Raw genomic sequence first — 14509 nt, 5'->3', positions numbered from 1 at the left:
CCTCACAATCATTTAGGACAAATAATTTGTGATGCCGATTTGGATTATTTGGGCCGAAATGATTTTTTTATCCTCAGTAAAAGGTTATTTTCGGAACTTGTAATTACAGATCACCTTGAATCGGAATTGGAGTGGGACAGGCAGCAGGTGAAGTTCCTGCAGAGTCATCATTATTTTACCCAAACCGCACTCAGGCTCAGGGCTGAAGGTAAAAACGAGCATTTGAAAATTATCACAACAAAAATTTAAATACTGCTATTAATGACACAACCGGGTTTGAAAATTGAAGAAATTTTAAAAGACGTAGTAACAGTAATTATCGGCATTTTATTCTGCGGGTTCGCGCTTAAAGGTTTTTTGGTGCCCAATAGCTTCTTTGACGGCGGTGTAACCGGTATTTCGTTGCTTATTCATGAGCTGTATCATATCAACATTGCCTTTGTGATCATAGCGGCCAACATACCCTTCATTATCATGGGTATGTTCCAGGTTAATAAAACCTTCGCACTAAAAACATTTGCTTGTGTTATTGCCCTTGGTATCTGTTTATTGTATGTGCCTTACCCGGTAATTACTTCGGATAAGTTGCTTGTATCGATATTTGGTGGTGTGTTTATGGGCTTGGGGGTTGGGCTTTCGATCCGTGGCGGTTGCGCGCTGGATGGTATTGAGATCCTTGCACTATATACCCTTAAGCGCAGTAGCTTTACCATCAGTGAGATCATTTTAGGTATCAATATCATTATCTTCCTGATAGCTGCGGTTGAGCTTGGTTTACCAACAGCATTATATTCTATCTTAACTTATTATACAGCATCCCGCACCATCAGTTTTGTTATTGATGGTTTGGAGGAGTACACTGCCGTAAATATCATTTCGGGTCAGAGCGAGATCATTAAAGAAAAATTAGTGATGGAGCTTGGGCGTGGTATTACCATTTACAAAGGCGAGCGTGGTTTCCTGAAAGAAAGCTTTGATGTTCATCAGCCGGTAGATATCATCTTCACCGTAATAACCCGCCTTGAAGTACGCAGGCTAAAAAACCTCGTACACAGCATTGATCCCAAAGCTTTTATTTTTACAAATAGTATTAAAGAAGCGGCTGGTGGGGTGTTGAAGAAGAGAGTAAGAGAGCATTGATATCTTCACCACGTCATTGTGAGTCACGAAGCAATCGCGAACTATACAGAGTGACTCTGCAGATCTGGGAGTGCTTCGTGCCTCGCAATGACGGGTTTAAATAAAATACTATTTTTCTTGCGCTAATCTGTGATGAGTACTTACGTGGGTTTGCGTTTATACATACAGGCGATGCAATCGCCAAACCATTTTAAGCACTTGTTGAAAACGAGCGCAAATGATAATACTCGTGTTTTGACTCTGACTTAATACTCCTGACTTTCGACTTAAAAACTAATCAACCACCTCGTAAATCTCCACTGGTTTTAGTTTGTTCTTTAAACTCACCTCTCCAATTTTATTGAGGGCGAAGGAGCCTTTGGCCTGTTCATAAACGTCGGCGCTTACAATGATCTGGTTGGCCTGTGCCACGGTTTGCAGGCGCTGGGCCAGGTTCACGGCATCGCCTATTACGGTATAATCCAGTCGCTTTAATGTAGCCGAACCGATATTGCCTGAGATCATTTCGCCCGAATTGATGCCGATTGAAACAGAGGGTTTAAATGTTTTATCGCCCGCCTGGATCTCATCTGCATCATGCATCTTATCCCGAACGGCAAGGGCGGCGTCAATAGCGCGGTCAAGATGGTACTCGCCGCGGAAAACGGCCATAACGGCATCGCCCATAAACTTATCAATGTGGCCATTTTGGGCGATGATCTCCTGTACCATTATATCAAAGTATTTATTGATCATGCCTACAACAGTATTGGCCGCAACGTGCTCGGTAATGGCGGTAAAGCCACAAATATCAATAAACAGCACTGTTGCCTCAATGGTTTCATTACTCAGCAAGCTGTTCTCAAACTCCTTATGGGTCATGAAATTGAGCACGTTCTCATCCACATACATGCGCAGGATATTGTTTTCCTTGATGGCCTGCATGGTTTTTTTAAGTTCGATAACGTGCTGTAACGTTTTTTCGATAGTGATATCCAGATCTTCGAAGTTTACAGGCTTAACCACAAAATCAAAGGCACCGCGGTTCATAGCCGTGCGGATATTATCCATATCACTATACGCTGATACCATTATCGCTTTTAAAATAGGGTTGGCATCGGGGAGCTTGGTAAGCAGGGTGAGCCCATCCATCTCGGGCATATTGATATCGCTTAAAACCACATCAATATCGGGGTGGGTGGATAGTTGAGTTAACGCTCCAAAACCATTTTGGGCAAATACAAATTCATATACCCCTTCCCGTATCTTTTTCCTGAATTTTTGCCTGATCAGTAATTCCAGGTCCTGTTCGTCATCTACTACCAGTATCTTGGCCATTATTGTTCTAAGTGTTTAAGTTTGTCTTTTAAATTATTAAAATCAAGTGGCTTGGTCAGGAAATCGTTGGCGCCAAGCTCCATTGATTGTTTGTAGTTTTCATCATCGCCGTAAGCAGTGATCATCATGACCACTGGTGGTGGTTTTTCATAGCTGTGCCTGATGTTGCGCAGAAGCTCCAAACCGCTCATGCCCGGCATGTTGATATCAGATAAGATCAGGATCACCTGCGAATGATGTTCTTCCAAAAAATGAAGCGCTTCCTCGCCTGATAATGCGAAGTTAAACTCCACTTCACCGTTTTTTATTTCTTTTCTGAAACGTTGTAAAAACAAGGGCTGAACATCAGCCTCGTCATCAACAACAAGTATTTTCATAGTACTTCAAAGTTAAATTTTTGTATGGTTTTATTAGTGGTTAAGCGCAAAAATTACCGGCGTTTAACTTTAGACAACATTGCCAACGGGTATACAGATCACAAAGCGGGCAAACTCACCTTCGGCAGTTTCAACCTTAAGCTCGCCGCCGTGCCCCTTGGTGATAATATCATAACTCATGGAAAGCCCAAGACCGGTTCCCTGCCCGGTAGGTTTGGTAGTAAAAAAAGGCTGGTAAATTTTATCCAGCACCTTTTGCGGGATGCCTGTACCATTATCTTCCACCGTAATTTGCACCATATTGATACCTGATGGCGACAGTACTTTTTTGGTGTTAACCGTTACCGTTGGATCATATCCCTCGCCTAAAACCCGTTTTTTTTCGGTAACCGAGTAAAAGGAATTGTTGAACAGGTTAAGCAATACGCGGCCCAAATCCTGCGGAATAGCTTCTATTTTACCCAGATCAGGATCAAAGCTGGTTTTCATGCCGGCATTAAATGATTTATCCTTGGCACGTAAACCATGGTAGCTTAGGCGAAGATATTCATCGGCCAGGGCGTTGATATCAGTTGGTTCTTTTTTACCTGTTGTTGCGCGCGAATGCTGCAGCATACCTTTAACAATGGCGTCGGCGCGTTTGCCGTGCTGGTTTATTTTGCTCAGGTTTTGAGTGATGTCGTTAATGATGTCGCCGGCATCTTCCTTCACATCGTCGGGCAGTTTATCAAGCACTTCATCCTTTAATTCTTCCAATAATTCGATACTTACCTCGCTGAAGTTGTTCACAAAGTTAAGCGGGTTTTGGATCTCATGGGCAATACCCGCGGTAAGCTCACCTAATGAGGCCATTTTTTCCGATTGGATCAACTGTGCCTGGGTGCTTTTAAGCTCGGACAACGCCAGTTGAAGCTCCTCCGTTTGTTTAGTCAGCTCGGCTGTGCGTTCCCGTACCTCGCTTTCAAGGTTTACTTTCATGGCAGCCATCATGCGGTTTTGTGCTTGCTCTGCAAAGCGTTGTTTACGCTCATTTTCGAGTGCTTTGGTTTGTTTCCGGCTGATAAGCCAAAGTGAAAATGCCCAAATGAGGGAGAACACCACTAAGCTTTGTATCATATTGTCGTGGTTATCATAAAATGTAGGGAACCATTTTTCCAGTACATCCTGTATTAACCCCGCGATTGCGTAAGGGATCAGGGCAAAAGCCAGTTGTTTGCCCGATTTCAGATCATCAATATAATATGGCGCAATTACAACACCCAAAAAATACAGGTGGGCAAATACTATTGCCACTTTGTGCCCATGATCAAAGCTTACATCAAATATGAAAATAGCAATGGCTATATAGTAACCAATGTTAAGGTATTTGTTCCACTTGGTTAGCAGATCATCATTTTTCAGGTGTCTCCTGTATTGGGTGATCACAAATACGGCAAGGAAAGGTTCTAAACTCATGAAGGCTGTTTTACTTCTTTTATAAATGCGAAGCCGAAATTTAACAATTTTATAGAGATTATTAAACTATGCTTATGATTTATCAGAGCAACGGATTAGAAATGATCTCTTTTGATTTTTGAAGGAGCGAATATCAACTTGCAGAAGGAAACTTTGGAGGCTAATATTAAATAAAGAGTTTCCCCACGAATTTTTACGTATTAATCGAATTACACCAATTTTGAATTAGTAGTGATTTAAGATTCGTGTAATTCAATTAATTGTGAACGATTTGAAAAGCATTAGTGTGGAACTTTTTCAATACAAGATTTAATAAACAAAATACAGGCTATATCGACAGGCTCTTATGCGAAGCAACCATTGCTCCGTACAAACCGTAATCAACAATAAAGGCAGTAATGAACCTGGCTTTGTTGTTGATATCCCCTTGAAGCAAATTTTAAAAAACATCCTGCTCATACTTACCCGGCCTGAAAAAATGAGGCTTATCAGGCTGATCATTGCTGATATTGTTATCGCCCTGCTGGATGTTACATTTTTAGCGCTGCTGCTGTTGTTGGTTAATTTTTACACGCAGCAGGGGGCAACGAATAATTATCATTTTTTACCAGCCGGCCTTGCCAATAACAAATCATTGTGGCTGATCGGGATTTTCCTGGTGCTTTTTGCTATGAAAAACTGTATCGGTTTCTTTGCGCAAAATGCGCAGCATCATTTTTTTTATCAGGTAGCGTCGAGGCTATCCGAACGTAATATCCGGAATTATCTTGATGCTGGTTTTGATGAGTTTACACATGTCGATTCATCCATCCACACCCGGCGGATCAGTCAGCAGCCTATTGAGTTCAGCCATTATATTCTCACTAATTTCCAGCAGATCATATCACAGGCAGTATTGATCCTGTTTACCATTGGGGCGATCATGCTGTACCATCCAACTTTGTTTGTTTTGCTGTTTGTGTTATTACTGCCGCCTGTAGCGGTTTTGGGTTGGTTCATTAAAAGCAAATTAAAGTCCATTCGCGGGCAGATCAAAACCGTAAGCGAAAAAACGCTTCAGCATTTAAACGAATCATTATCAGGCTATGTGGAGAGTAATATCTATCAGAAAAATGATTTCTTCAGTCGCCGGTTTTTTAGCTATCAGCAGCAGCTGAATCAAAATATAGCCTCACAGCAAACCTGGCAAAACCTGCCTTCGCGTTTGATGGAAGTATTTGCGGTTCTGGGTTTTTTTATTCTCATTGCTATAAACAAGCTAACGGGAGATGCTCCTGTAGTTAGTATCCTCACCATCGGTATTTTTGTAGCGGCTGCGTATAAGATCATCCCTGGCATCGTAAAGATACTGAATGGCAGCGGGCAAATGAAAACCTACGAGTTTATCCTGGTCGATTTGGTTGTTGAACAAACAGATAAGCCGCAGGTTGATGAGGTGGTCGATGAACAGGTCCAATCCTTGAAATTTGAAAAAGTAAGTTTCAGTTACCCGGATAGACCCGTTTTGCACGGGCTCTGTTTTGAGATAGTTCCCGGCGATATTATGGGCATTTCGGGTAATTCGGGCCGGGGGAAAACAACTATTGTTAATCTGTTAACCGGCTTTTTAGAGCCTGATGAAGGAACAATTTATATCAATAATAAAAACGCCGCTGCGGCGATGCGCCGGCTCTACCGTAAAAATATCTCGCTGGTAAAGCAGCAACCGTTTTTTATATACGATACCATTCTTAAAAATATAATACTTGATGATGTGGCGCCCGATGAGCAGAAGCTGGCAGAAGTACTGGATTTCTGCGGATTAAATAAACTGATTGCCGGCTACCCGGAAGGCACGGGCAAGATCATTACCGAAAATGGTAAAAACATCAGCGGTGGCCAGCGCCAAAGGATCATGCTGGCACGGGCATTATATCATGAACATGATCTGTTGATATTGGATGAACCTTTCAGTGAGATGGATGCCGATGCTGAAAATGAGTCGTTAATTAAATTGCAGCAACTGGCCCGCCGGGGAAAAATGATCATCATGATAACCCATAATAAAGCCAGTTTGGCTATTTGTAATAAAGTAATATCCCCCAATGTATAACCGCAAAAAAACATTAGTCATTCTAAGTCCCGGTTTCCCCGAAAATGAAGCCGATACTACTTGCCTGCCCCCTCAACAGGTTTTTGTGCGGGCATTAAAGGCCGAAAATCCGGAGCTCAATATCATTGTATTAAGTTTTCAATATCCATTTTTTGCCGCCAAATATAACTGGCATGGCGTAAAAGTTATGAGTTTTGGGGGGATGGGACGCGGTAAATTATTCAGGCTGAACACATGGATGAAGGTATGGAGGACTTTATCGACTTTGAATAAAAAGTATGAAATAGTGGGTTTGTTAAGCTTTTGGCTTGATGAATGTGTTTTTGTTGGTCATTATTTTGCCCGGACAAACAATATTAAACACCGCTGTTGGATGCTGGGGCAGGATGCGAAAGCTGGAAATAGATATGCCAGGCGGATAAAACCGAGAGGAGAGGAATTGATAGCGCTATCTGATTTTATTGTTCGGGAGTTTAATTCAAATTACGGTGTAAAGCCGCAAAATGTTATTCCGGTGGGGATTGATACCTCATTGTTTGACTCATTATTTATCGAAAAAGACATTGATATTTTAGGCGCTGGTTCGTTGATCCCCTTGAAACGGTTTCACCTGTTTGTTGAAGCTGTTGCTATCCTGAAGCAACGCTACCCAAATATCAAAACTGTAATTTGTGGTGACGGCCCGGAAAAGGATAAATTATTGGCCCTGATAAAATCCAAACATCTTGAAAATAACATTACCCTGGCAGGGGAACTACAGCATGATGACGTACTTAAAATGATGCAGCGCTCAAGGGTACTGTTTCATCCTTCAGAATATGAAGGCTTTGGTTCTGTTTGTCTTGAAGCCCTTTATGCCGGAGCGAAAGTGGTAAGTTTTGTTAAGCCCATGGACGCCGATATAACCAATTGGCATATTGTGAATGATATGGCCGGGGTTGAACAGACTATTCACAGCGTGCTTGATGGTACAGATCTGGAAAATGATCCGGTATTGGTTTATGATATCAGGGATAATGTGAGGAAGATGAAAGAAGTGTTTAATATCTAAAGCATTGCTTTTATCTCGTTACTTGCGCACGTTTGCAACGTGCGCTTAATATGGTTTAGCGATGCATTTGTTAAAAACGACAAGTGCTGAGACGATGAAAGTTTCCTGGAAAAACAAACAAAAAAATGTCATTGCGAGCGCAGCGCGGCAATCTCGTAGCTATTCTATCGGATATGCAAAGCGACCATGCATTGGCTACGAGATTGCCACGTCGCCCCTTACTTTACCCCATGCTGCTCCTCGCAATGACATGGCTTTTTACACCAACGATCTCTTATCTTTCCAGTAGCTATCGTTAAAAACGAGCGCAAGACTAAGTGCAAGGGTAACAGAGCCTGTTTAAAGGCTCATGGCTATCTCCTCAATCCTCTCTGCAATAACCTCAAATGATAAATTTTGCTTATAATATTCAATGGATAAGCGGCGTTTTTCCACTACGTTCATTTGTCTGGTTTGCTTTAGTACTTCAAGTAATGCAGCCTCGTTTCCTGGTTCGTACAATACACCACATTCCCCGTTATTGGTGATCATCCTGAACGATAGAATATCGGTAACCAATGGCACACATCCGCATGACATGGCTTCGCAAATAGCAGTGCCGCTACCTTCATAGTGCGAACCGGAAAGGATAAAATCGGCGCTGTTATACCAGTATAATAAATCGGCATGAGGCACTTTGCCTATCAGCTCTATAGCTTCTTTATTGGAGGATGAGTTTAGCAATTCTTTGATCTCGGACAGTAGCTCTTCGGTATGAAAGATCATATAAAGCTTTGCCCCGGGTGAGCTTTGGGCGAATTTTAAAAAGGCCTTAATCACATTAAGCGGGTCTTTATTGTCATTCAGCCGGCCTACCCATAAAAATACCGGTTTGCCTTTTGCCTTTGTTTTAGCTGTAGCCTCTGAACGGTTAACTGGAAAAAATACAGAGGATACTTCCATCACCTCGTGTATTTTACCGGGTGACTTCAGGTTGCCGGCGGTTACCCACTCTATCCCCATATCATGCGAGGCAAACAGGTAGGCATCCGCATATCTGTCAGCCATTTTTTGCAGGTTCTTTTTTATACCAGCAGGGAACGGTTTCTCTGCATGGTTTTGAACAACAATGCGGGTATGCTTGCCAAGCATCAACCCCAGCTGAATTAATTGAACCGGCTGATGAAGTCCGTGAAATATTACTACATCTGGGTTCAGGCTTTTAACATAGCGGTTAAGCTGGAAATTAAAATGAAGCTTTTTTTTGCTGAAGTTTACAAAATGATAGGCGATGTTATTATGATTAACAATGCCTTCATAGTTGATCTGCTTCACGTTGATCACCTCATGTCTTTTACTTAGCTGGTCCATAAGTCCGGTATAACCCAGGGTGCGGATAAACCATGCCTGCGGATCATCAAACTCAGGTGTATAGTTATAGCTTACAAAAACGTATCTCATTAAAATAAACCCTCAATACTTTTATAATTGCTGTTTTGAAATTGCAGAAAACCAACGTGGTATAGTGATTCCGGGTTCGGCTTCAAAGCTTTGTTATTGATCACCCTGCCGATCATCAACATATGATACCCCATTTTTTTATGCTCAAATACTTCTATCTCCTTATATCCTCCTGAACATGCCGGCACCGGAAAACCGAATACCTCGCTTTTAATGGTATCAAATGGCAACTGATCAACCGGAGTAGGGGCAGTACTGGAATGCTTTCCCAAAGCATAAACCGAATTGATATCAACGGTATCGGTATCACATACTACTACTTTGCCTGCGTTGAGGATCTTATCCAAAGTGATGTTGGTTGTGCGCAGGCCCAGCAGGTAAATGTCTTCTTCCTCAATATATCCATGAATATCCATCGGGAAAACATTGCAATACTCATCATCAGCATAAGAAACGATGATAATGCTCCGTGGATAGGAGTATAGCGCGCTCACCACCCTGCGGCTGTCATAGGTGTTCTTTTTGGAGCGAAGAAAATACCGGAAAAGCATTTCACGCTTCAACGTGTTAAGCTGATGGTTTCTGACGCTTTGTATCCTGAACAAAAGCAGGCTGCCCTTTGCCGTATCGATCTTTTCAATCAAGGATACATTTATCGAAGCGCTAAGCATGTCATCTGTCTTAAATTCGATAATCCCGCTTGCTGCATCTATGTTGCTTATCTCGTTAGCCGGTAACCAGGCAGCCATGCAAAAAGGATCAAGGCAGATCATGCTGTTGTTGCGGGTGATATCCAAACTTTTTCCTGCAACGTTCAAAAAAACTTTCTCCCTGATCTGGCTTTGTTGCAGTCGGGTTATGTAGAAGGTTTTTACCGGACTTCCGTTAAACAGAAGTTTTTTGATCGGTTGAGTTATCATATCGCTATTTAAAAAATATCTATATCTGCAAAAGCGAATGCCATTTTATCCAATGGCAATCGCGAGCCAAGGTCTTTAACAATCACCGGGAACGAGGGGATTGGCTCTGCAAATTTTTTTAAAAATGTATTTAGTGCAGATCTTTTATCAGCCTGGAACTGTAGTTTTCTCAATCCCAATTGTCGGGCTATTTTTGTAAGCCGGGGAATAATATCGGGCAAATCATTATGAGCAAGGTCAACATCGCCTATCACCATACCGTCGACTATCCTGAACCAAACTGAAGTATCGCCCGTTTTAATAGTGAAACTTTCGGTATAGGTTTTATGGTCGAGATAATAGCCATCTCTGTGTAGTCCATAAAAACCTTCGCCGATCAATGTACTTGTTACTCCCTTTTGATGAGCTTTGTGCTTTTTAAGCACGTTCAGTACATAAAGCCTGTATAAACCTTTTAAAAATGAAAACTTGTTTGCCAATCTCTCCAGCGGGAGCGTTTTAACGGGAATAATAAAACATTCCATCTGAGCAGCTACCTGCCAATCGAGCTTGTTTACAAAACCCGGCAGGGAATTTTGATTGGGAAAACCAAACAGGATCAGGATCTCTTCGGCATAACAAAGCTCATAGGTCAATTCGGCCAGTTTAATAAACAACCCTTTGCCACGATGATCGGGATGGGTCATGGTATCGGCCGACTGGGCTGCCAAAACCTGCTGTCCGTCGCACTCAATAAAGCAGGGGATCACACCATAAAATGCCGCGGGTATATCACCTGCATAGGCCAGGTACCCTGTATACATCACCCCGGTAAAAGCGGTATTATATTTCCGGCTGAAAAAATCGGGGGGTAGAGCTTTGCCATAAACAGCCTTATGCAGGCTGGTCATGTCGGCGAGCCGGTCTTCAGTTAAACGTTCAATCCTGTACCCGTCGCTATACATATCTCCCCCTTATTATGGCGTTTAGCTGGTTTGGTGTGGATATAAACGGGTTCACGGTAAGGCGTTCGCGCATGGTATTATCCTGCTCGTCATCCGGTTTGATAAAATCAGTGGCAAGTAATTGCGTATAACCGGCTTCTTTAGCATCGTGTAAAACCTGCTCGTTATACGAACCATAAGGGAAAGCAAAGCTGTTGATCTGCTTTCCGGTTATGTTTTCAAGATATTCCTTGCACATGGTCATTTCGCCCGCCGCATTTGTAGGGTGGATGCGGGCAAGATCGTTATGATAATAACCATGCGCGCCAATGGTAACATAAGCAGACCTGGCCATGGTTTTGATTTGCGCGGGCGTCATTTGCAGCCAGTAGTCTTCATCCTGCCGCTTAGTTTTAAAACCGGTGAGCTGATCAAGAAAACTTATCAGCGCGGCCTTTTCATTAAACCCTGTCGACCTTAGTTTATCGGCGTAGGAGATACCTTGTTCGTCTATGTATTTATTGTTCCTGTTTTTACGATAAGTTTGATTTTTATAGATGAATTTTTCGGGGCCATAGTGCCCTGCAATGCTCAGCATATCGTTCCATAAAATATCAAAGCCGGCATCACTAATGGCTGTAATGAAAAAAGTGGCCGGTATGCGGTATTTGGTTAGCAGGGGCAATACATAGTGGTAGTTATTGGCCAGCCCGTCATCAAAAGTAAGGCAGATGTTAAACTTGTCGTTACTAAACCGGCTTGCATAATAATCATCGAGCGAAACCACATTGAAGTACTTTTTATAATACTGTAGGTGCTCTTCAAATCTTTCGCAGGTGAGGAACAATGTGTTGAATTTATGCGGATCGCTCTTGCAAACATTGTGGTAAAGAATGATCCGGCTTCCTCGGGCATTTTGATACAATTCCTTATCCAGCCCCAAAACATGGCGTGCATCGCCGCTTAAATAAGCTGCCTCGCGCTTTGATCTTGACCATATTTTTTTCAGGATGCTCATGCTGCCGGCTGTGCTGGATAGGGTACAGGAAAACTGGTGTCGGGTTTATAACGTTTTATTTCGGCCATCAACCCGTGGATATCGCCCTGTATGTATTTGAAATGGTTTCCGGTAAAAACCTTGCTGTAATGGTGACCAATGATGCCGGTAAGCTGGTGATAAAGCGATTCATCAAACAAAAGAATTTCGCCTTTGTGTATCACCAATAAAATATCCTCAGGTGTTACATCGTAAAATGCCTGTAAGCCTGTTTTACGTTTTGCTTTGGCTATCACCACATCGGCATCAAGTCCGTTTGCAATTCTGCCGGTATTCAGCTTCCATACTTTGGCGGGTGATGTGGTAAGGGCCTGGTAAAGCTCATAATCAGTAAGCATGTGCGTTTTGCGTGCAAGACGAATGTGATGCCAGATATCCCAATCCCCGGTAAGCGTGCTATCGGTGCCAAATAAAATGGTTGTTTTTGTTTTCAGCTGATTGATAGCCGCGGTTTTATTTAGCAGGAAATAGTTTGATTCGGGGCACCAAACCAGGGCCTTAAAGCGCCTGGCCTGCCCGGGATCCATAGCTACCCCGTGAATGCCAACGAGTTTACGCCTCAACAGGTTCCATTTGATCAATTCATCAATTTCGGCATGTGCAGCATCATTTGTCCCTTCGCCCGTATGGATCACGGCGGACTGGTTTGCTTTGAGTGGATTATTTAATCGCTTTTTCCAGTTTTTTTCAAACCGGACCGAATGGATGCTCTGGCAATTATCAAATATGGTGATCAGGGGATCATTTATTACGGCCTTTTCGCCATGGTTTACAACGGTAGTAACACCGCAAAGCAGGTTTTTATAAATACCCCAGCGTTCGCGAAGGGCAATAGGGATCTTTAGTACAGACGCGATTTCATTAGCGTAAACCCGGTGAATGTGTTTCCCCCATTCGGTGTAGCTTTCATAGGTTTGATCACCAAACTGCGGAAAAAGGTTAAAATCAAGATGGTCGTGCGAATTGATCAGTCCCGGAAAAGCAATAGCATCCACAAAGGTCAGCTGTTCGCGGTCATCGGCAATAGCAGGGGCAACCTGTTTAATTTTGCCCTCGCTTATACTTATGCTCACCACGGCATCGTTTCCCGGTATTGTCACATTATTCAGTACCATCGGTTCTCCTTAAATGCAGCCCGTAAATAATGGGGAAGCCTTTATATTTATCATATACATGAAGTGCATTTTTATCAGCGTAGTAATGCTTCATGCTTTCATCTATTTTAATTTCTTCTTCGGCAACCAGCGTAAAACCGTTATTCAACAGCAAGTTTTTAATGGTATTTACCGGGTGCACATAGTTTTCGACAGCAATAAAACTGCTGCCATGTTTAAATGTGCGCTTGCCGCCGTTAGCCAATGTTTGCGGATGAAAATCGGTAATTATAATATCGCCGTTTGGTTTCAGTATCCTCATCCATGCCTGTAAAGCAGCCTCAATGTTTTTGATGTGTGCAACGGTAAGCGTTGAAACTATGGTGTCAAAACTCCCCGATGGCATATCGCTGAAAAGGTCATCAGTAATGCGATAGATATTTGCCGAAGGAAACTTTTGCTGTAACCGGCCCAGCATCCCGCCCGAGGTATCGAAGCCGGTTAAAGTGTCTGGTGTTAATGTAAACAGCTTTTCCCAGTGCCTGCCGGTTCCGCAGCCGATATCAGCCACGTTTTTACCGGTGATAATTGCACTGTTTACCAATCGTGGGAACAAAACCTCATCCAGGTCAAGCATCAGATTGCCAGGTTGTTCGTCATAGTTTTTGGCCCAGATATCATAAGCATCCACCGAATTTTTCTCCAGGATATTTGGCGGGAAAAAGCGCTGCTTAATGTAGTTTTTTACAGTTTGGATCACAATTTCAGGGGTGTTTAATTAATAACCTTATATCAACAAATACGGCTGTTAAATAATAATGGTTGCCAGCTATTTTATTTATAAAGACAGGCAACCCGTGTTTAAACGGAGGCGTATTTACTAATGTGAAAGCGATATTGTTGAGGTGGGCTCAGAAATAATTGTTGTATGGGCAATCCCCCGCATTTGTGATTGGGTTTGGCAATGGGTTTTATTTTGGATGTTGGCTTGTATTGGCAGGGGTGCATTTACAGGCTGCATTAAACTGAAGAATAAACCCATTGCCGGGGGATTGAAGGCAAAAGCAAAGTTTTACGACTAACAGATGAACAAAATATTATTATTTAACCCGCGCAGCGCCAATAACAAGTATCGCATACCAAATTCGATATTGAATATAGCGGCATCGGTTGATGGAAAATATGACTGGGTTATTGTTGACGGCAATTGTGAGCACGACCCAATGGTGAAGATCGATAGTTATTTGAGCACCGGCGAATTTAAATACTTTGGGTTTACGGTTATGCCCGGCCCGCAATTGAGGCAGGCTATTATAGCCGCCAAAACTATCAAGCAAAAATACCCTGATACTAAAATGATCTGGGGCGGATACTTTCCGTCAAACCAGCCTAACGCGGTTTTATATTCGGGTTACGTTGATTTTATTATCAATGGGCCCGGCGATCACGCTTTCCCGGCTTTAATAGATGCCTTGGAGAAAGATGAGCCTTACGAGTTTATCCGCAATCTGATCTATAAAGCAACCGATGGCAAGATCGTCAAAACCGCTAAGGAAGACCTTTTAGACCAGGACAACCTGCCTGCTTTGCCATATGATAAACTGAATACTTTTTACCCTGTCACCAAATTTTTGGGTAAAACC

The 14509-nt window shown here is 42.6% G+C and carries 13 protein-coding genes and 1 pseudogene; 5 read left to right on the top strand and 9 right to left on the bottom strand.

Features of this window, described 5'->3' with window-relative positions:
• Together VF500_RS14410 and VF500_RS14405 are read left to right on the top strand one after the other, a co-directional pair.
• A pseudogene (locus tag VF500_RS14410) lies at positions 1 to 249 on the top strand (hypothetical protein); the annotation flags it as partial.
• 12 nt (positions 250 to 261) lie between these two features.
• A complete protein-coding gene (locus tag VF500_RS14405) occupies positions 262 to 1140 on the top strand; it encodes a YitT family protein (protein WP_330860332.1) in 879 nt (292 codons plus the stop codon).
• A gap of 273 nt (positions 1141 to 1413) precedes the next feature.
• On the opposite strand, the gene VF500_RS14400 is transcribed toward VF500_RS14405, so the two are convergent.
• From VF500_RS14400 to VF500_RS14390, 3 genes are all read right to left on the bottom strand, one after another.
• Positions 1414 to 2457 (bottom strand): adenylate/guanylate cyclase domain-containing protein, encoded by a 1044-nt coding sequence (locus tag VF500_RS14400; RefSeq protein WP_330860331.1) that lies wholly within the window; start codon positions 2455 to 2457, stop codon positions 1414 to 1416.
• Positions 2457 to 2834 carry a response regulator gene (locus tag VF500_RS14395; RefSeq protein WP_121227148.1) on the bottom strand — a complete coding sequence of 126 codons (378 nt, stop codon included), beginning with the start codon at positions 2832 to 2834 and terminating at the stop codon, positions 2457 to 2459. The genes VF500_RS14400 and VF500_RS14395 overlap by 1 nt, the downstream gene beginning before the upstream one ends.
• 69 nt (positions 2835 to 2903) lie before the next feature.
• Positions 2904 to 4289 (bottom strand): sensor histidine kinase, encoded by a 1386-nt coding sequence (locus VF500_RS14390; RefSeq protein WP_330860330.1) that lies wholly within the window; start codon positions 4287 to 4289, stop codon positions 2904 to 2906.
• Between the two features lie 346 nt (positions 4290 to 4635).
• Between VF500_RS14390 and VF500_RS14385 the strand changes: the two genes are divergently transcribed.
• Together VF500_RS14385 and VF500_RS14380 are read left to right on the top strand one after the other, a co-directional pair.
• Positions 4636 to 6381 carry an ABC transporter ATP-binding protein gene (locus VF500_RS14385; protein ID WP_330860329.1) on the top strand — a complete coding sequence of 582 codons (1746 nt, stop codon included), beginning with the start codon at positions 4636 to 4638 and terminating at the stop codon, positions 6379 to 6381.
• A complete protein-coding gene (locus tag VF500_RS14380) occupies positions 6374 to 7432 on the top strand; it encodes a glycosyltransferase (RefSeq protein ID WP_330860327.1) in 1059 nt (352 codons plus the stop codon). Before VF500_RS14385 ends, VF500_RS14380 begins: the two co-directional genes overlap by 8 nt.
• A gap of 339 nt (positions 7433 to 7771) precedes the next feature.
• Here VF500_RS14380 and VF500_RS14375 read toward each other — a convergent pair whose 3' ends face one another.
• The 6 genes from VF500_RS14375 to VF500_RS14350 are packed head-to-tail and all read right to left on the bottom strand — an operon-like array spanning position 7772 to position 13626.
• The gene (locus VF500_RS14375; RefSeq protein ID WP_330860326.1) at positions 7772 to 8872 is read right to left on the bottom strand and encodes a glycosyltransferase family 4 protein; all 1101 of its coding nucleotides are present in this window, start codon (positions 8870 to 8872) and stop codon (positions 7772 to 7774) included.
• The gene (locus VF500_RS14370; protein WP_330860325.1) at positions 8872 to 9792 is read right to left on the bottom strand and encodes a hypothetical protein; all 921 of its coding nucleotides are present in this window, start codon (positions 9790 to 9792) and stop codon (positions 8872 to 8874) included. The genes VF500_RS14375 and VF500_RS14370 overlap by 1 nt, the downstream gene beginning before the upstream one ends.
• Positions 9793 to 9800: 8 nt before the next feature.
• Complete coding sequence (locus tag VF500_RS14365; protein WP_330860324.1) at positions 9801 to 10736, bottom strand: GNAT family N-acetyltransferase; 936 nt, start codon at positions 10734 to 10736, stop codon at positions 9801 to 9803.
• A complete protein-coding gene (locus tag VF500_RS14360; RefSeq protein WP_330860323.1) occupies positions 10729 to 11733 on the bottom strand; it encodes a polysaccharide deacetylase family protein in 1005 nt (334 codons plus the stop codon). The genes VF500_RS14365 and VF500_RS14360 overlap by 8 nt, the downstream gene beginning before the upstream one ends.
• Positions 11730 to 12887, bottom strand: coding sequence for an amidohydrolase family protein (locus VF500_RS14355; RefSeq protein WP_330860322.1), 1158 nt, complete (start codon positions 12885 to 12887; stop codon positions 11730 to 11732). Before VF500_RS14355 ends, VF500_RS14360 begins: the two co-directional genes overlap by 4 nt.
• Entirely contained in the window at positions 12874 to 13626 is a 753-nt protein-coding gene (locus VF500_RS14350; RefSeq protein WP_330860321.1) for a class I SAM-dependent methyltransferase, read from the bottom strand. The genes VF500_RS14355 and VF500_RS14350 overlap by 14 nt, the downstream gene beginning before the upstream one ends.
• A gap of 325 nt (positions 13627 to 13951) precedes the next feature.
• On the opposite strand from VF500_RS14350, the gene VF500_RS14345 reads away from it, so the two are divergent.
• Positions 13952 to 14509: cobalamin-dependent protein (locus VF500_RS14345; RefSeq protein WP_330860320.1), on the top strand; the 558-nt coding region annotated here is incomplete at its 3' end.

Origin of the sequence: Mucilaginibacter sp. (assembly GCF_036383575.1) — a bacterium.
In the GTDB taxonomy this organism is placed as follows: domain Bacteria; phylum Bacteroidota; class Bacteroidia; order Sphingobacteriales; family Sphingobacteriaceae; genus Mucilaginibacter.
The sequence above is the reverse complement of the archived record's forward strand: the minus strand, read 5'-3'. Positions and strand labels throughout refer to the sequence as shown.